General features: G+C 68.0%; 13 protein-coding genes. 10 read left to right on the forward strand and 3 right to left on the reverse strand.

Annotated elements, in window-relative coordinates:
- Positions 1–143 precede the first annotated feature (143 nt).
- From glgX to treZ, 3 genes are read left to right on the forward strand one after another with little or no spacing between them, the layout of a single operon-like run.
- Positions 144–2,261, forward strand: a complete 2,118-nt coding sequence (gene glgX, locus O7634_RS24010; protein ID WP_278152385.1) for a glycogen debranching protein GlgX — start codon at positions 144–146, stop codon at positions 2,259–2,261.
- 1 nt (position 2,262) lies between these two features.
- The gene (treY, locus tag O7634_RS24015) at positions 2,263–4,569 is read left to right on the forward strand and encodes a malto-oligosyltrehalose synthase (RefSeq protein WP_278152386.1); all 2,307 of its coding nucleotides are present in this window, start codon (positions 2,263–2,265) and stop codon (positions 4,567–4,569) included.
- Complete coding sequence (gene treZ / locus O7634_RS24020) at positions 4,566–6,290, forward strand: malto-oligosyltrehalose trehalohydrolase (protein ID WP_278152387.1); 1,725 nt, start codon at positions 4,566–4,568, stop codon at positions 6,288–6,290. Before treY ends, treZ begins: the two co-directional genes overlap by 4 nt.
- A 940-nt stretch (positions 6,291–7,230) precedes the next feature.
- On the opposite strand, the gene O7634_RS24025 is transcribed toward treZ, so the two are convergent.
- Both O7634_RS24025 and O7634_RS24030 read right to left on the reverse strand, forming a co-directional pair.
- The gene (locus O7634_RS24025; RefSeq protein ID WP_278152388.1) at positions 7,231–9,396 is read right to left on the reverse strand and encodes a DUF262 domain-containing protein; all 2,166 of its coding nucleotides are present in this window, start codon (positions 9,394–9,396) and stop codon (positions 7,231–7,233) included.
- An 11-nt stretch (positions 9,397–9,407) separates the two neighbouring features.
- Positions 9,408–10,100, reverse strand: coding sequence for a hypothetical protein (locus tag O7634_RS24030; RefSeq protein ID WP_278152389.1), 693 nt, complete (start codon positions 10,098–10,100; stop codon positions 9,408–9,410).
- A 639-nt stretch (positions 10,101–10,739) separates the two neighbouring features.
- On the opposite strand from O7634_RS24030, the gene O7634_RS24035 reads away from it, so the two are divergent.
- The 5 genes from O7634_RS24035 to O7634_RS24055 all read left to right on the forward strand — a co-directional run bounded on the left by O7634_RS24035 (position 10,740) and on the right by O7634_RS24055 (position 15,078).
- A complete protein-coding gene (locus tag O7634_RS24035) occupies positions 10,740–11,930 on the forward strand; it encodes a helix-turn-helix domain-containing protein (RefSeq protein WP_278152390.1) in 1,191 nt (396 codons plus the stop codon).
- A gap of 112 nt (positions 11,931–12,042) precedes the next feature.
- Positions 12,043–12,204 carry a hypothetical protein gene (locus O7634_RS24040; protein WP_278152391.1) on the forward strand — a complete coding sequence of 54 codons (162 nt, stop codon included), beginning with the start codon at positions 12,043–12,045 and terminating at the stop codon, positions 12,202–12,204.
- On the forward strand, positions 12,191–13,435 hold the full coding sequence (locus tag O7634_RS24045; RefSeq protein ID WP_278152392.1) for a helix-turn-helix domain-containing protein: 1,245 nt from the start codon (positions 12,191–12,193) through the stop codon (positions 13,433–13,435). The genes O7634_RS24040 and O7634_RS24045 overlap by 14 nt, the downstream gene beginning before the upstream one ends.
- Positions 13,436–13,652: 217 nt before the next feature.
- Complete coding sequence (locus O7634_RS24050) at positions 13,653–14,501, forward strand: alpha/beta hydrolase (protein WP_278152393.1); 849 nt, start codon at positions 13,653–13,655, stop codon at positions 14,499–14,501.
- 46 nt (positions 14,502–14,547) lie between these two features.
- Positions 14,548–15,078, forward strand: coding sequence for a VOC family protein (locus O7634_RS24055; protein WP_278152394.1), 531 nt, complete (start codon positions 14,548–14,550; stop codon positions 15,076–15,078).
- Positions 15,079–15,091: 13 nt separating this feature from the next.
- Here O7634_RS24055 and O7634_RS24060 read toward each other — a convergent pair whose 3' ends face one another.
- Entirely contained in the window at positions 15,092–15,871 is a 780-nt protein-coding gene (locus tag O7634_RS24060; protein ID WP_278152395.1) for an SDR family oxidoreductase, read from the reverse strand.
- Positions 15,872–15,976: 105 nt separating this feature from the next.
- Here O7634_RS24060 and O7634_RS24065 point away from each other — a divergent pair, with 105 nt between their 5' ends.
- Together O7634_RS24065 and O7634_RS24070 are read left to right on the forward strand one after the other, a co-directional pair.
- On the forward strand, positions 15,977–16,594 hold the full coding sequence (locus O7634_RS24065; RefSeq protein WP_278152396.1) for a TetR/AcrR family transcriptional regulator: 618 nt from the start codon (positions 15,977–15,979) through the stop codon (positions 16,592–16,594).
- 110 nt (positions 16,595–16,704) lie between these two features.
- Complete coding sequence (locus O7634_RS24070; protein ID WP_278152397.1) at positions 16,705–17,052, forward strand: GlsB/YeaQ/YmgE family stress response membrane protein; 348 nt, start codon at positions 16,705–16,707, stop codon at positions 17,050–17,052.
- Positions 17,053–17,097 lie beyond the last annotated feature (45 nt).

Genomic DNA, 17,097 nt, shown 5'->3' on the forward strand with positions numbered 1-17,097 from the left:
CACCCGAGGGTTTAACGCGCATCAGACGGGTGGTTTCCGGTCACCGCCTGAAAGGATGGATTGGCGCGGCCGGGCCGGGGGCACTACCCGCTTGCGTGCGGGCGGCGTCGGCCGGCGCACCTCACCATGGGCAAGGGAGCGACATGCAGGTCTGGCCGGGCGAGCGGTACCCGTTGGGCGCCACCTACGACGGGATGGGCACCAACTTCGCCATCTTCTCCGAGGTCGCCGAGCGGATCGAGCTGTGCCTCTTCGACGAGTGGGACACCGGGGCGGAGCGCCGGATCGAGCTGCGCGAGGTGGACGCGTACGTGTGGCACGCGTACATCCCGGGCATCGAGCCGGGGCAGCGCTACGGCTACCGGGTGCACGGCCCGTACGACCAGGCGAACGGGCTGCGGTGCAACCCGCACAAGCTGCTGATCGACCCGTACGCGAAGGCCATCGACGGGGACGTGACGTGGGACCCGGCGGTCTACGACTACGACCTCGACGACCCGGAGCGGATGAACGAGACCGACTCGGCGCCGTTCATGCCGAAGTCGGTGGTGGTGAACCCGTACTTCGACTGGGGCAACGACAAGCCTCCGCGCACGCCGTACCACCACTCGGTGATCTACGAGGCGCACGTGCGCGGGTTGACCATGCGGCACCCGGACATCCCGGAGGAGCTGCGCGGCACGTACGCGGGGATCGCCTCCCCGCCGATGATCGACTACCTGACCCGGCTCGGCGTGACGGCGATCGAGCTGATGCCCGTGCACCAGTTCATCCACGACCACCGGCTGGTCGACCTGGGGCTGCGCAACTACTGGGGTTACAACACCATCGGCTTCTTCGCCCCGCACCACGGCTACTCCGCGCTGGGCCGGCTCGGCCAGCAGGTGCAGGAGTTCCGGGGCATGGTCAAGGCGCTGCACGCGGCCGGCATCGAGGTCATCCTCGACGTGGTCTACAACCACACCGCCGAGGGCAACCACCTCGGGCCGTCGCTGAGCTTCAAGGGCGTGGACGCGCCGAGCTACTACCGGCTCAGCGAGGAGGACCGCCGTTACTTCGTCGACTACACCGGCACCGGCAACAGCCTCAACGTGCGCGCGCCGCACTCGCTGCAACTGATCATGGATTCGTTGCGGTACTGGGTGACCGAGATGCACGTCGACGGCTTCCGCTTCGACCTGGCCGCCACCCTGGCCCGGGAGTTCTACGAGGTGGACAGGCTCTCCACCTTCTTCGAGGTGGTCCAGCAGGACCCGGTGGTCAGCCGGGTGAAGCTGATCGCCGAGCCGTGGGACGTCGGCCCCGGCGGCTACCAGGTGGGCAACTTCCCGCCACTGTGGACGGAGTGGAACGGGAAGTACCGGGACACGGTGCGCGACTTCTGGCGCGGTGAGCCGGCCACCCTCGCCGAGTTCGCGTCCCGGATCTCCGGCTCGGCCGACCTCTACCAGGACGACGGCCGCCGCCCCTTCCACAGCATCAACTTCGTCACCGTGCACGACGGGTTCACCCTCAACGACCTGGTGTCGTACAACGACAAGCACAACGAGGCCAACGGCGAGGAGAACCGCGACGGCGAGAGCCACAACCGGTCCTGGAACTGCGGGGTCGAGGGCGAGACCGACGACGAGGCGGTGCTCGCGCTGCGGGCCAAGCAGCGGCGCAACTTCCTGGCCACGCTGATGCTGTCGCAGGGCGTGCCGATGATCGGCCACGGGGACGAGCTGGGCCGCACCCAGCGCGGCAACAACAACGTCTACTGCCAGGACAGCGAGTTGTCCTGGATCGACTGGGACAACGTCGACGAGCAGTTGCTGGAGTTCGTCCGGACACTCACCGCGTTCCGCAAACGCCACCAGGTGTTCCGCCGCCGCCGGTTCTTCACCGGCCTGCCCGTCGGCGGGCGCGACGTCGACGCCCCGCTGCCCGACCTGGCCTGGCACACCCCGGACGGGCGGGAGATGACCGGCGAGGACTGGGGCAACGACTTCGGCCGCTCGGTCGCGCTGTTCGTCAACGGCGAGGGCATCCGCGAACGCGGCCAGTACGGCCAGCGGCACCACGACGCCTCGTTCCTGCTCTGCTTCAACGCCCACGACGCGCCACTGGACTTCACGCTGCCCGGCGGCGAGTACGGCCAGAAGTGGGAACGGGTGATCAGCACCGCCGAGCCCGAGCCCGACGACGTCACTGTGATCAGCGCGGGCGGCACCATCCGGGTGCCGGACCGTTCCCTCGTGGTGCTGGAGAGGATGCTCTGAGATGGCGGCCACCCCGGTCACGTCCACCTACCGCGTCCAGGTCCGCCCCGGCTTCGACCTGGACGCCACCGCCGCGATCGTCGACTACCTGGCCGACCTCGGGGTCAGCCACCTCTACTCCGCCCCGCTGCTGACCGCGTCGCCGGGCTCCGCGCACGGCTACGACGTGGTCGACCACCGGGCGGTCAACCCGGAGCTGGGCGGGGAGGCCGCCCGGCAACGCCTGCTGCGCGCGCTGAGCGACAAGCAGCTCGGCCTGGTCGTGGACATCGTGCCCAACCACGCCGGGGTCGCCGTCCCGCCGGCCAACCCGGCCTGGTGGGACGTGCTGCGCCGGGGGCGCGCCTCGTCGTACGCCGACTGGTTCGACATCGACTGGGACCGCGGCCGGCTGCTGCTGCCGGTGCTCGCCGACGACCCGGCCGCCCTGGACGACCTGAAGGTGGTCGACGGGGAGCTGCGCTACCACGAGCACCGCTTCCCGATCGCCGACGGCACCGGCGACGGCGACGCCCGCGCGGTGCACGACAGGCAGCACTACGAGCTGGTCTCCTGGCGGCGCGGTGACGCCGAGCTGACGTACCGCCGGTTCTTCGCCATCGCGAGCCTGGCCGGCCTGCGGGTGGAGGACCCGGCGGTGTTCGCCGCCACCCACGAGCTGATCCTGCGCTGGGCCGCCGCCGGGGAGGTCGACGGCATCCGCGTCGACCACCCGGACGGCCTGCGCGACCCGGCCGGCTACCTCGCCCGGTTGCGCGCGGCCGCGCCGGACGCCTGGCTGGTGGTGGAGAAGATCCTGGAGTACGGCGAGGAGCTGCCGGACTGGCCGGTGGACGGCACCACCGGCTACGACGCCCTGGCCATGGTCGGTGGGCTCTTCATCGACATCGACGCCGAGGGCGACTTCACGGTGCTGGACACCCAGCTGACCGGGGAGCGCACGTCGTGGGAGGACCTGACCCACACGACCAAGCTGGCCGCCGCCACGAAGCTGCTCGCCGCCGAGCTGACCCGGTTGGCCGCTCTCGCTCCCGAGGTGCCCACCGAGCAGGCCCGCGCGGCGCTCGCCGAACTGGCCGCCGCGTTCGACGTCTACCGGGGCTACCCGCCGCACGGCGCCCGGCACCTCGCCGCCGCCCGCTCCGAGGCCGGTCGCCGCCGCCCCGACCTGGCCGGCGCCCTGGACGCGGTCACCAGGCGGCTGCGCGACCCGGACGACGAGCTGGGCATGCGGTTCCCGCAGCTCACCGGCGCGGTGATGGCCAAGGGCGTGGAGGACACCGCGTTCTACCGGTGGACCCGGTTCGTGGCGCTCAACGAGGTCGGCGACAGCCCCACCCGCTTCGGGGTGCCACCGGCGGAGTTCCACCGCTTCGCCACCGCCCAGCAGGTGCGCTGGCCGGCGAGCATGACCACCATCTCCACCCACGACACCAAACGCAGCGAGGACGTCCGGGCTCGGCTCGCCGTGCTCAGTGAGCTGCCGGACCGTTGGGCGGAGCAGGTCAAGAGCTGGATGGAGTACGCTCCGCTGCCCGACCCGGCGTTCGCCCACCTGCTCTGGCAGACCGCCGTCGGCGCGTGGCCGATCGAGCGCGAGCGGCTGCACGCGTACGTCGAGAAGGCCGCCCGGGAGGCCGCCGCCTCGACCAGTTGGGCGGACCCGAACGTGGCCTTCGAGCAGGCGCTGCACGACGTCGTCGACCTGATGTACGACGACCCGAGCCTGCACGACGAGCTGACCGAACTCGCCGCCGCCATCGCCCCGGCCGGCTGGTGCAACTCACTCGGGCAGAAGCTGATCCAGCTCACCATGCCCGGGGTTCCGGACACCTACCAGGGCACCGAGCTGTGGGACTACTCCCTGGTCGACCCGGACAACCGCCGGCCGGTCGACTTCGACGTACGCCGGGAGATGCTGGCACGCCTCGACGGCGGCTGGCGTCCCCCGGTCGACACCGACGGAGCGGCGAAGCTGCTCGTCGTGTCGCGGACGCTGCGGCTGCGGCGGGCGCACCCGGAGCTGTTCACCACCTACCGGCCGGTGGCCGCGCAGGGGCCTGTGAGCCGGCACGTGCTGGCCTTCGACCGGGGCGGAGCGATCAGCGTGGCGACCCGCCTGCCGTTGGGCCTGGCCCGTGCCGGCGGGTGGTGTGACACACATCTGTCGCTTCCCGTTAACGAGGTGAAGGACCTGTTCACCGGTCGGGTCTACAGTGGCGGGGAGATTCCGCTGGACAATCTCCTGGCGGACTATCCCGTTGCTCTGCTGGCTCCTCCCACCGCCGCCGAGGAGGCCGCTTCATGACCGAGTTCACCGTGTGGGCGCCGGACGCGACGCGGGTGCGACTGCGCCTGGGCGACGACGCCGACCACGAGATGCGCGCCGCCGACGACGGCTGGTGGACGGTCGAGGTGCCCGACGCCGGCCTCGACTACTCCTTTCTGCTGAACGACGACGAAACGCCCCTGCCCGACCCCCGCTCGCCGTGGCAGCCTGCGGGTGTGCACGGGCCGAGCCGCCGCTACGACCACGCCGCCTTCGAGTGGGGCGACTCCTCGTGGACGGGCCGGCAACTGCCCGGCAGCATCCTCTACGAGCTGCACATCGGCACGTTCACCCCGGAGGGCACCTTCGACGCGGCCATCGACCGCCTCGACCACCTGGTGAACCTCGGCGTCGACCTGGTCGAGCTGCTTCCGGTCAACGCCTTCAACGGCGAACACAACTGGGGGTACGACGGCGTCTGCTGGTACGCCCCGCACGAGCCCTACGGCGGCCCGGACGGACTGAAACGGTTCGTCGACGCCGCCCACGCGCGCGGCTTGGGGGTGATCCTCGACGTTGTCTACAACCATTTCGGGCCCTCCGGGGCCTACGCGCCGCAGTTCGGCCCGTACCTCACGGAGCATTCGAACGCCTGGGGGCGTTCGCTCAACCTGGACGGCCCGCACTCCGACGAGGTGCGCCGCTACATCATCGACAGCGTGCTCATGTGGCTGCGCGACTACCACGTCGACGGCCTACGCCTGGACGCCGTGCACGCCCTGCCGGACACCCGGGCGGTGCCGCTGCTCGAAGAGCTGGCCATCGAGGTCGAGTCCCTGTCGACGCACCTGGGGCGGCCGTTGTCGCTGATCGCCGAGTCCGACCTGAACGACCCCCGGCTGATCACGCCCCGGGAGGCGGGCGGGTTCGGCCTGCACGCGCAGTGGAACGACGACGCCCACCACGCGCTGCACACGCTGCTGACGGGGGAGCGGCAGGGCTACTACGGCGACTTCGGCTCGCTGGAGACGCTGTCGGACGTGCTGACGGGTGGGTTCTTCCACGCGGGCACCTGGTCGAGCTTCCGTAACCGGCACCATGGGCGTCCGTTGGATTCCCGCGTGCCGGGGCACCGGCTTGTCGCCTACTTGCAGAACCATGACCAGATCGGGAACCGGGCCACCGGGGATCGGATCTCGGCCTCGCTGTCGTCTTCGCTCCTGCGGGTGGGGGCTGTGTTGCTGCTGACGGCACCCTTCACTCCCATGTTGTTCATGGGGGAGGAGTGGGCTGCCTCCACGCCGTGGCAGTTCTTCACCTCGCACCCGGAGCCGGAGCTGGCCTCTGCGGTGCGGAACGGGCGGCGGCGGGAGTTCGCGTCCCACGGGTGGCCGGAGGGGGACGTGCCGGACCCGCAGGACCCGGAGACGTTCACGCGGTCGCGGTTGGACTGGGCGGAGCTGGACAAGCCCGAGCATGCCTCGATGTTGGCTTTCTACCAGCGGTTGATCGCTCTGCGGCGGTCGTGTCCGGACCTGTCGGACCCTCGGTTGCAGTCGGTGTCGGTGCAGCACGGGGACCAGTTCCTGCTGATGCGACGGGGGGAGACGCTGGTGGTGGCGAACTTCGCTGGGCGCGGGCAGGGGGTGTCGCTGCCTGGGGTGGCTCGGCGGGTGCTGCTGGCGACCGGGGAGGGGGTCACGGTGATGCGGGACCGGATCGAGCTGCCAGCGGAGACGGCGGCGATCGTGGCGCTCTAAGATTGATCGCGACTCGTGTGCAGGGTGATGCAGGCCGATCACGGCGTGAAGTGCGCCTCGAAATTGTGCGTGCGTAGGCCGGCGGGACCTCGTGGCAAGCTCGGCCCGTGACGAGGAGCATGCTGATCACGGGTGCAACTGGTGGTATCGGCGCTGCAGTGGCTCGGGCTGCTGCCGACCGAAGCTACCGGGTCATGGCCGCAGGCCCCGACACTGGCCAGATCGACCGGCAATGTGCGGAGATGCCGGGGAGCATCCAGGTCCGGCTTGATCTGCGAAGCCCTGAAGGCCTTGCGACGTCGCTGCCGGCACTGGATCGCCTGGACGCGCTCGTGCACTGTGCGGGTGTTGCCGAAGTAGCCAGCGTCGAAAAGACGCCGCACTCGATGTGGCTGGAGACGTTGACCGTCAATGTGGTGGCCGCCGCGGAGATCACCCGCAGGTTGCTTCCGGCCCTGCGCCGGGCGGCTGGCCACGTCGTTTCATCAATGCGGCACCGGGGCTGCATGCCGTACCCCGATGGTCGGCCTATGTGGCGAGCAAGACCGCGTTGCGCGAGTTGGCCGACTCCTTGCGGGCGGAGGAAGCCCTCTACGGGCTGCGGGTGACGACCATTCAGCGGGTGGCACGGCGACCGACCTGCTGGCGAAGGTCCGCGCGCGGTTTGGACGCCCCTATCACGCAGTCGACTGCATCCAGCCCGCTACGTTGGCGTCGGTGGTGTTGACCCTTCTCGACATGCGCGACGACGCCTACCTGCCGGAGGTCTCGGTCCTGCCGACGCCTCGTCGATGACAACTCAGCTGCCGTTTACGGCCAGGCGCCCTCGACCAGCGCGGCGAATGCGACAGAGTCGGATGGCCGCGCCGCGCGGATCGCGGCAGCACACGACCGCGTGGGCTGCGTCATTATCTCGATCGCCGGACTCGTCGCCACTAATCTAACGGCCTACCTGTTCGAGATAGCGCTGCCGAATGGTGTCTAAGCGCTCCTTGGTTCGTTCGACCTCCCAGAAGGCCCAGCCGTTGCTGGCTACGCCGACCGCGTCTTCCATCGCTTTAGTCGGGGCGCTTGCGACACCGGAGGCGGTCTCGATGCTTCCTTCTGGACGGACTCGGGCATAGTACAGTTCGCCACGTCTGCGGCCGATGAGCCGGTCTCCCACACCTACCAAGCCTGCCTGAACCAAGTCCTGGAACCTGACTCCGTAGCGGGTGCGCTTCCCGGGCGCGAGAGGGCCAGGCGCTGGCGGCGGGGCCAGCCCGAGCGCGTTCAGGCTCCATATCTTCTTGGCGATCTCGTAGTAGAGTCGACCGCGCGCCTCGATAAACGGCTCCAGCGGGGTGCTTGCGTCATAGGTAGCGATCATGTCGTACAGGCCTTCACCTGTGAGGAACTTTCGGAGCCGGACATTGCCTCGTTGAAAGAAATCCGGGTTGAGCATCCCGGCCAGCAGAGTGTCCTTCCGGTATGACGCGAGCTTCTCCTCCAAGAGCATCCCGCCGTAGCTACCGTTGTCCGGACCGTCCAGGAGCAGGAGCGCTCCGAGCCGATTCCGCAGGAAGCCGTAGTAGCGGGCGTCGGGCGCCTTGTGCGCGTACTTCGACGCCGTGCTAGTGAAGAGGTGCTCGATCTCGAAGTCGCGGTCGTGGTCTCGGCGGAGAAGGAAGCGGTCGGTGGGATCTGCCTCGCCGTTGGTTGCACCCATTTCGACCCATGCGGTCAGGCGAGCCAGCACATAGTGCACGAATCTGCGTTTGGTGTCGTAGCGTAGTTCCGGGATGAGCTGCAGCCGGACGGGCCAGTCTGCAGCGTGCTCCCCGAGGGCGCGGCTGAGCTCCTGTACCGACTCGGACAGTCGCACGACAGGCGTGACCGCTGACACGAGCTCATCAATGTGTCGCTGCTCGACCGGTTCGTCGCCAAGCGTCTGCGTCACGTAGAAGAGATCGAGGAAATTGGCCACCAAACCGGCCTTCTGCAGCCGCTCCGTCTCCGAGTCGCCGGATCGCAGGGCAGCGAGCGTGAGGTCGAACTGTTCGGCTATGCCGTTGAATGTGTTGTACCGCACGGCCTGCAGATGTGGGGTGATCCGGGATCGTGCTAGCAGCAGCGTGGCGTACGTGGTGTGGAAGGGGTACAGGACCTCGGTGATAAGGCGGACCCGGTCCCCGTTCTTGCGATTCGGCCAGATCTCTGCCTCGTGTGCCCGCACCCATTCGTGTGTCGCGTCGTTTAGGCTCGGCCCCGGCTTGTGCGCGGCCGCAGGAAACCTCGCTCGGAAGACGGACCGCAGGTAGGCGAAAGCGGCGCCCTTTTCAACATCTTCCAGAGTCGACACCATTGTGGTCCATGCGCCTTCTAGCTCACGTGGGTCCGCTTCGGCATCACCAAGCAGGAAACGCTTGAGGTGGTCCATCGGTGAGAGTCGGACGCCGCAGTCATTGATCGATTGAAACATCTCTTCTGCCCGGTCGCGGTCGCCTGCGTCCATCACGACCAGGGAGACCCGGTAGAGCAGCCAGTCGATGAACATGACTAGGAGATCGCCGCGCAACTGTGCAGGGTAGTGAATGTCGATGTACTGGTACGCCTGCCAGATGCGCCGGACAGGAGGCCGTGCGCTGGCGGCGTCGAATCCACGGCCGTTAAGCAGAGCATTGAAGCAAGCGCTGTACTCGTCGACGTCCACACGGAACGTCCGCCTGCCGAACCGTTCGGACATGATCAAGGTCAAAAGCTTGCCGGCCTTGCTGTTTGCCTTCGGAGTTCCCGCTGCCTGCCGATGCAAATAGATCAACAGTAGTAGGAGCGTGATGATCCGCTGCTGGCCGTCAACCAGCGAGATCCGCCCGTCCGCGCTGCAAACGATGTATGGGCCGAGGAAGTACGGATCGTATGTTTTTACATCGGCCAGTGAGTGTTCGTCACTCCACTGATCGAAGAACTTTCGAGAGAGGTCGTTCATCAGCCGCGCTACTTGTGGTTCGTCCCAGACGTATTCACGCTGATAGTAGTCGAGAGAGAACGACTCTGTACCGAACAACACGTCGATGGATTGCTCGCGGGCACTGACTAGCTTCTTGGTATTGCGCCTTCTGGCCATGACGGCCCGACCTAAAGGGCCACAGTTGCTTTGGTCGCCACGATAGGCTCACCCCTTCCGCGCCAGATATATCCGGAGCGTACAACCCGAACGACGGTTCCGGGTTCGGGAGTACCCGACTCGGCCTCGTGCGAGTCCGGGTCAAATAGGAGACTCTCGCCGGGCTGGCCGAGCGGCCAAAGCCGCTTGCGCCGTGCCTCATCCGTGAGCAGCTTCACGACTTCCGTGATCGTGTCACCGCGAGACTGCAGGACCTCGACTGCCGCGGCAAGATCGGCAACCAGCCTGGCCTCCTCAAACTCGTGCTCCCATCCGCAGGCGGTCGTCTCGCTGGGGTCAATCGCAGCAGCCACGTTCTGCACAAGGTGTTGGGCGACCCAAGGCGGCACCTTCTTCAGTAGGTGGCCGGCCAGCACGTCCAGTGAGCTTCGAGCAGACTGCTTCTCGGTCGACCAGCCGTACTTGTTATTCATGGTAGTGATCTGTGGATGCCACTTGACGCCGCGTTGGAAAAGCCTCCAGCGATGATCGACGTCGGTCTTATTGGCGCCTGCCTCAATCACCTGGGCCTTGACCGCTTGCGCGTTGAGTGGCTCGGACGCGGTTCGAATCACATCGAGAAAGACTGCTCCTGGATCCTCCGCGAACTGCTTGACGAGGGTTCCTGCGTCCAACACGTACCGCCCCCCAGGCCCGAGCTGCATGGAGCTTGCATGCTATAGCCATGTGTCGACGTGCATCACTGTCTGATGCGCGACAGCCGCTTCATCTTACGATTGACCCGCCTTCTTGCTATGACTCGGGCACTGGTCGCCCGTTTGCTTGAATCGAGGCACCCGGCGCAGGATTTCTGTTCTTCACTTGGCGCCTGGGGCGAGGCTCGTGAAGCCGGACCATTCTCCTCTTTTCGTCGACGACCTCTGCGCGGAGGAGAGACGGCTGATCAAGCTTGGTTCAGGCGGCGCTGCGGTAGTCGTGTAGGAATTCGATGGATTCGTCCTGTTGGGATGCTTTCAACGTCTGCTCGAATTTTCCTGTGTTTGCCGTCATGGACTTCTGTCAGGTCGACAACGCGCTGCCGTTGGTGGGCTTGCGCTATGGCATGACCACCTCCGCGTTACTAACGTAGCCGTCGTCGGCCATCAACGGCTGGCCGTCAGCGACGCCCTCGCCGCCACGCTAGGCGGCCAGCCGGGCCATTTTGCGCTAAGCGCGACTGGGTCTGGTGCCTCTCGGGGCACTCAGGTTCGCCACTTGGATGCTCCTTCGGTGTACCGTCCGAACGTGCAGGATTGCAGGGCCTGGCCGCTGCCCCGATCCTCTACCTGGGGGTGGGCGTAGGCATGGCGAAGAAGCCGGACACCATCGGTGCCAGGATCCGGTACTGGCGGATGCGTCGAGGCGGGATGACCCAAGCCGTCCTCGCTGGGCTCGCTGGCGTCACCCAGTCGTACGTGTCGCAGGTCGAGTCAGGTCGGAAGACGATCGACCGTCGGTCCACTCTGGTCGCCCTCGCCGCCGCGCTTCAGGTCACAGTGGCTGACCTGCTGGGTCAGGGCACCGAATCCGGTGATCCGGCCCGCGAGAGCGCCGCCGAGTGCGTGCCGGCGGTCTGGTCGGCCCTGATCGAGATCGAGGACGGCGAGCGCCGCCCGTCGATCTTCACAGCGGAACGCCTGACGGCCGAGATCGCCCGCGCCGATCAACTCCGCAACTCGTGCAACTACCCGGCCATGGCCCGCATGCTCCCGGGCTTGCTCCTCGAATCCGCCGCCGTCGGCGGTGCCGCGCTCGCCCAGGTCGCTTACCTGGCCTCCACCTGCCTTCGGCACCTTGGCTACCGCCATTTGGCCCTCAATGCCGCGCGGGTGTCCGTTTCCGCTGCTGAGGACATCGACGATCGAGCGTGGCTGGGTGCATCAGGGTTCATCTACGCGCAGAGCCTGCCGATCGAGTCCGCCCCCTTGGCAGCCAGATCCGCTGACCGGTCGCTGGCGGAGCTTCAGGAGGACGCCTCCGACGTCCGGGTACGCCAGATGCTCGGTCAGCTTCACCTCATGGCAGCGCTGGCTTCGACCGTGGACGCTCGCCCCGACGTCGCTCGTGACCACCTCGCTGAGGCCGCGCGTGAGGCGGCGAGCCTGGGTGATCCGGCTGACGGCGGCGGCTTCAACGGGTGCTGCTTCGGGCCGACCAACGTCGGGCTCTGGAAGATGTCCATCGCGGCCGAGCAGGGCGAGTCCGGCAAGGTGATCGAGCTGTCCAGGACGATCCGGCCGCAGGTGCTTAAGGCGTCGAACCGCCAACTGTCGTACTGGCTCGACATTGGGCGAGCGCTGGCGGACGGCGGTCGCCGGGATTCGGAGGCGTTGGCCGCATTCATCCGGGCCGAGCAGGCCGCACCGATTCCGTTCGCCATCAACCCTCTCGCCCGCGACGCCGTGGCGACCCTTGCGCAGCGTGCCCAGCGCCGAGCCATCCCTGACGAGTTGCGCCTGCTCGCCGGCCGTATCGGCGTCAACCTGGCCGCATAACTGGCAGTAATCACCACATCACGAATCCGGCCTACTGTCCGGTTTGGGACGTGACCACGTCCTGATGGCTCGGCGCGGCTGAGTTGCTGGGCCTCCATCGGAGGAGGCGGGGATGAGCGGCGGCGACGACAACGCTCCGGAGCACGACAGCGAGGCGGCCGAGCGGGAGGCTGCCAAGCAGCGCCTCCTGGCGCAGGCCGAGGCGGAGCGCGTACCCGTGGAGGACACGACCCGCGCGGTCCCGGATCGGCGGTGGCGGCGTGACCAACGATGACCTCCCGATCGGCCGCCGGGTCGCGAGCTGGCGGGTGCGGCGGTCGATGACGCAGCAGATGCTCGCCGACCGGTTGCGCAGGTCGAAGAGCTGGGTGGACAAGGTGGAGCGGGGTGTGCGCGCCCTGGACCGGTACTCGGTGATCCAGGAGCTGGCTGACGTTCTGCGGGTCGACCCGGCGGTGCTGCTCGGTCAGCCGCCCAGTGCTCCGACGGGTACGCCGGACGGGGTGGACGACATCCGGGCGGCGCTCGCCCGCTACGACACCCGGCAGACCGCACCGCGAAGCGAGGAGCTGAGGCGGCAGGTCGGGCACGCCTGGTTGACCTACCAGCACGCGCACTACGGGCAGTTGGTGCGCGCGCTGCCGGGTCTGCTGGACGCCGCCCAGGCCGCGCAGAAAGCAGAGGTGTTGGTGCAGGCGTACCGGATCACCTCGTCGCTGTTGGTCAAGCTCGGCGAGGCCGACCTCGCCTGGCTGGCCGCCGACCGTGCGATGTCCGCCGCCGGCGACGACCCGATCCTGGCGGCAAGCGCCACCATCTCGATAACCGAGGCCCTCCGCGCCACCAACCGTAACCCCCTGGCCCTGAAAGCGGCCCTCCCAACAGCCAACCGCCTCCTCGCGCCCCAGTCCCACCCCGTCGATCATGAGGTTGGCGGGTCTGGTGGAGATCAAATCGCCCGTCAACTTCATGATCAACGAGGTGGGGGTGGGGGTGTGGTCGTGGGGTTGCCGTGGGAGTGGGCGGTGGGTGGGACGTTGCTGGTGCAGGCGGCGCTGGCCGCCGCCGGATGTGGCGAGAACCGCCGCGCCGACGAGCTGACCGACCGGGCCGCGGGCGTTGCCGCACACCTACGGGGGTACGACGACACGCACCGCACCAGCTTCGGGCCGGTCGCCGTCGAGCTGGCCCGGGTTCTCGTTGCGGCACAACGGGGTGACGCCGAAGAGGCGTTATGGAGGCACTCAAGCGTTGTGCGGCGGGAGGGGTGGCGGCGGTTACCGGCCGAGTATCGGGGTGCGTACCTGGTCGACGTCGCGCGGGCGTACCTGCACCTGGGCGACGTGCGCGGGGCGGCACGGGCCCTGGTGGACGCGGACAGTGTCGCGCCGGCTGAGGTTCGGTGCCGGGCGTCGGCGCGTACCGTCATCGCGGATGTCGCCCGCGCGCAGCCGGCGCCGGCCGGTGTGACGCGACTGGCGACGCTGGTCGGCCTCACCCGGTGAGACTCAGTCGGGACCTGACCAGTTACGTGCCCGGGACCTACCTGGTCGCGGTAGCTTGGTCTGAGACGCCTGAGAAATGCTCAATCGTGGCGGTTCGTGGCGGCGATGGCAGCGATATCGACGCCTGGCGCGACATCACGATCGCCACCGATGTCGACAAGCCCTGAGCGTTGGCCGCGAGCTTTTTCGAACGTCACCATCTGACGGGAAAGCGATCATGATCGCAGCTTTGGAGGGGTTCACCCAGCAGCTGGTGCCGGCGAATGGCATCAAGATCAACGCTGTCACGGGAGGCTCCGGCCCGCCGGTCCTCCTGCTGCACGGCTGGCCGGAAACGTGGTGGGGTTGGCACCGTGTGATGCCGCTGCTGGCTGCGCGTTTCAGCGTGGTGGCCATCGATATGCGCGGCGCGGGCTTCTCCGACTGCCCCCTCGGCGGCTATGACAAGGCGACGATGGCGCGCGACGCGCACGAGGTCATGGTTGCCCTCGGGCATGAGCGCTACGCCGTGTGCGGACACGACATCGGCGGGATGGTCGCCCTGCCGCAGGCCGCCATCTATCGGCAGGCTGTCACCCACCTGGCCGTCCTCGACGTTCCGCTGCCCGGCTGGACCGGATGGGAGGCGGCGACCGGGAAACTCTGGCACTTCAGCTTCCACACGAACCGGGATCTTCCCGAGCGCCTGATCCACGGCCGTGAGTACGACTACGTGTCGACCTTCATGGCTGAGCGGTTCTACGACCACAGCACCTTTGATCCGGCGGACATCGACATCTACGCGAAAGCGATGGCGCTTCCTGGTCGCACCCGCGGCGGCCTGGAGTGGTACCGGACCCTCGCCGCCGACCATGCGGCCGCGCTCGAGTACAAGAAGCAACCGCTTGAGGTGCCAGTGCTGGGTCTCGGCGGGGACCAGCGCTTCGGTGCGCAGATGGTGCCGATGCTCAGGGAGTTCGCCGGCAACGTGACGGGCGGCCCGATCGCGGGGTCCAGCCACTACCTCGCCGAGGAACGGCCGGATGACGTCGCCGCCGCTCTGACCGATTTCCTCCAGGCCACGTGACCCTCTGCGACCGCGCCGATCGGCTCATCAAGAAGGGAAAGCTGTCATGAGCGCACCTGCCATTCGCGGCGTCAACCACATCGGCATCACGGTGCCCGACATCGAAGCCGCGAAGACGTTCTTCGTGGAAGCCTTCGGCGCCCAGGTGATCTATCAGTCCTTCGGGCCGCAGGACCCGCCGAGGCAGGGACCCGAGTTCGAGCGGGCCGTCGGCGCCCACCCCGGAACGGTCGTGCGCGCGCAGGCGATGGTCAAGATCGGAACCGGACCCGACTTCGAGCTCTTCGAGATGCACGGCCCCGAACAAGCCGAGCCGGCGCGACCGAGCGACTTCGGCATCACGCACTTCGGCCTCTACACCGACGACATCGACGCATCGGTGGAGCGCTTGAGAAGGGCCGGAGGCACCCCCCTCACGGAGCCTCGCCCTATTCCCTACACGACCGAACAAGGCCCGGGGAACAAGGTCTGCTACTGCCGCACGCCGTGGGGCACGACGATGGAGTTCATCACCACGCCGGACCGGATGCCGTATCACGACCAGACGGATGTGCGCAGGTGGCAGGACGAGGACTAGGTGCGACAGGACGTCATGCGGCCTCGTGCTTCAGGGCGGGTCCGAGGAGCAGCCCGCCGTCCACGATGTGCTCGGCGCCGGTGATGAAGGCGGCGTCCGGCGAGGCGAGGAACAGCAGCGTCGCGGTGATGTCGGCGGGTTGTCCGAGCCGGGGGACGGCGAACGGCTCGGGGTTGTAGAAGTCGGCGATCGGGGCGTCGGCGCCGGCCGCTGGTTCGGTGATGAACGCGGTGGCGATGACGCCGGGGTGGATGGTGTTGACGCGGATGTTGTCGCGTCCCAGTTCGAGGGCGGCGGTCTGGGTGAGCCCGCGGATGGCCCACTTGCTGGCGACGTAGGGCGCGTAGAAGGCGGTGCCTCCGGTGCCCATGATCGAGGCGATGTTGACGATCACCCCGCCGCCCGCTCGCCTCAGCGCCGGTGCGGCGGTCTTGATGCCGAGGAACGTGCCGGTGAGGTTGGTGTCGAGGATGCGCGCCCACACTTCCTGGTCGGTGGACTCGATCAGGGCCGGCGGGTTCTGCACTCCGGCGTTGTTGACCAGGATGGTGAGCGCGCCGAAGGTCTCCTCGGTCGCCACGACGGCGTCGGCCCACGACGTCTCGTCGCGGACGTCGAGGCGTACGAAGAGTGCTCTGTCGCCCAGCTCGGCGGCGAGGGCGGCGCCGCGCTCGGCGTCGGTGGCGGCGATAACCACGTTGGCGCCCTCGGCGTGGAAGGCGCGTACGTGGCTGGCGCCCTGCCCACCCGTGCCGCCGGTGACGAGAACGGTCTGAGCGGTGAAGCGGGACATGCGGTCCTCCAGGAGCTGGCAGATGGTGAGTCGAACGACTCGCCATACCGACGGTACGTCGCCGTGAGTGGTGAGTCAACCCACTCACCTCGCTATGATGGCCGCATGACGACCTATCACCAGCGGGTGGCTCGGGAGAAGCGCGCGCTGATCGTGCGGGCCGCCACGCAGCTGTTCCTCGAGTTCGGCTACGACCGGGCGTCGCTGGCGCGCATCGCCGAGGAAGCCGGGGTGTCGAAGGCGACGCTGTTCAAGCAGTTTCCGACGAAGGCAGCCCTGTTCGATGCGATCGTCATCGACTCGTGGGCCGGTGGTGATGACGCCGAGGTGCCGTCAGCGGGTGACCTGGCGGCCGGCCTGACCGCGCTCGGGCGGCACTACGCGGCGCTGTTGGGCCGGCCGGGGATGGCCGATCTGTTCCGCATCGTCATCGCCGAGTTGCCCCGTTTCCCCGAGTTGGCCAAGGCGCACTTCGCGGAGGGCAAGCTGCCGTACTTCGAGACGGTTCGGGCCTACCTGGTGGCAGAGCGCGACGCCGGGACGGCGGACATCGCGGACCCGCAGATGGCCGCCACGCAGTTCCTCGGGATGATCTCCAACTACCTGTTCTGGCCGAGCCTGCTGGTCCCGGGATGGACGGTGACCCCGCAGCGCGTGGTCGCGGTGGTGGACGAGGCCGTCCGCACCATGGTCGCGCGGTACGGCCGGCACGAACACCGATAGACGGTGGAAGCTCCGCCAGGGTGGCATCCCCGCGCCCTGAACGGGGCGGGGTTTCCGGGAACGTGAGATCCGGGCATGTATGCCGGCACTGCTGGAGGGGAGAGACGGCAATGCTGGTGTACGGCTATCTCGGCGCGGTGCTCATCGGTGCGCTCGTCGGCCTGCTCGGGCGACTCATCCTGCCGGGGAGGCAGCGGATCGGCATTGTCGCCACGTTCGTCCTCGGCGTCGGCTCTGCGGTGTTGGGCACAGTGGTCGCCAGGGCGCTCCATGCCGACGACGACGCCGGTGTGAAGGTGTGGGTGCTGCGCTGGGACTGGATCGTGCTCGCGATCCAGGTCGGCCTCGCGGTCATCGCCGTGGCGCTGGCGAACATGCTCACCTTCACCCGGCTTGCCGGCGGTGACGAGACGCCGCGTCGGCGGGTCCGTCGCAGCAAGGCCAAGCGCGAGTCGTGAACGCCGATCATGCCCGCTGCCGCGGTGGGCGCAACGTTCACGATC

It is taken from the genome of Micromonospora sp. WMMD1120 (assembly GCF_029626235.1).
Classification (GTDB): Bacteria; Actinomycetota; Actinomycetes; order Mycobacteriales; family Micromonosporaceae; genus Micromonospora.

Coding starts and splice junctions, on each gene's coding strand:
- glgX (WP_278152385.1), top strand. CDS start 144: ATGCAGGTCTGGCCGGGCGAGCGGTACCCGTTGGGCGCCACCTACGAC.
- treY (WP_278152386.1), top strand. CDS start 2,263: ATGGCGGCCACCCCGGTCACGTCCACCTACCGCGTCCAGGTCCGCCCC.
- treZ (WP_278152387.1), top strand. CDS start 4,566: ATGACCGAGTTCACCGTGTGGGCGCCGGACGCGACGCGGGTGCGACTG.
- O7634_RS24025 (WP_278152388.1), bottom strand. CDS start 9,396: ATGGCCAGAAGGCGCAATACCAAGAAGCTAGTCAGTGCCCGCGAGCAA.
- O7634_RS24030 (WP_278152389.1), bottom strand. CDS start 10,100: ATGCAGCTCGGGCCTGGGGGGCGGTACGTGTTGGACGCAGGAACCCTC.
- O7634_RS24035 (WP_278152390.1), top strand. CDS start 10,740: ATGGCGAAGAAGCCGGACACCATCGGTGCCAGGATCCGGTACTGGCGG.
- O7634_RS24040 (WP_278152391.1), top strand. CDS start 12,043: ATGAGCGGCGGCGACGACAACGCTCCGGAGCACGACAGCGAGGCGGCC.
- O7634_RS24050 (WP_278152393.1), top strand. CDS start 13,653: ATGATCGCAGCTTTGGAGGGGTTCACCCAGCAGCTGGTGCCGGCGAAT.
- O7634_RS24055 (WP_278152394.1), top strand. CDS start 14,548: ATGAGCGCACCTGCCATTCGCGGCGTCAACCACATCGGCATCACGGTG.
- O7634_RS24060 (WP_278152395.1), bottom strand. CDS start 15,871: ATGTCCCGCTTCACCGCTCAGACCGTTCTCGTCACCGGCGGCACGGGT.
- O7634_RS24065 (WP_278152396.1), top strand. CDS start 15,977: ATGACGACCTATCACCAGCGGGTGGCTCGGGAGAAGCGCGCGCTGATC.
- O7634_RS24070 (WP_278152397.1), top strand. CDS start 16,705: ATGCTGGTGTACGGCTATCTCGGCGCGGTGCTCATCGGTGCGCTCGTC.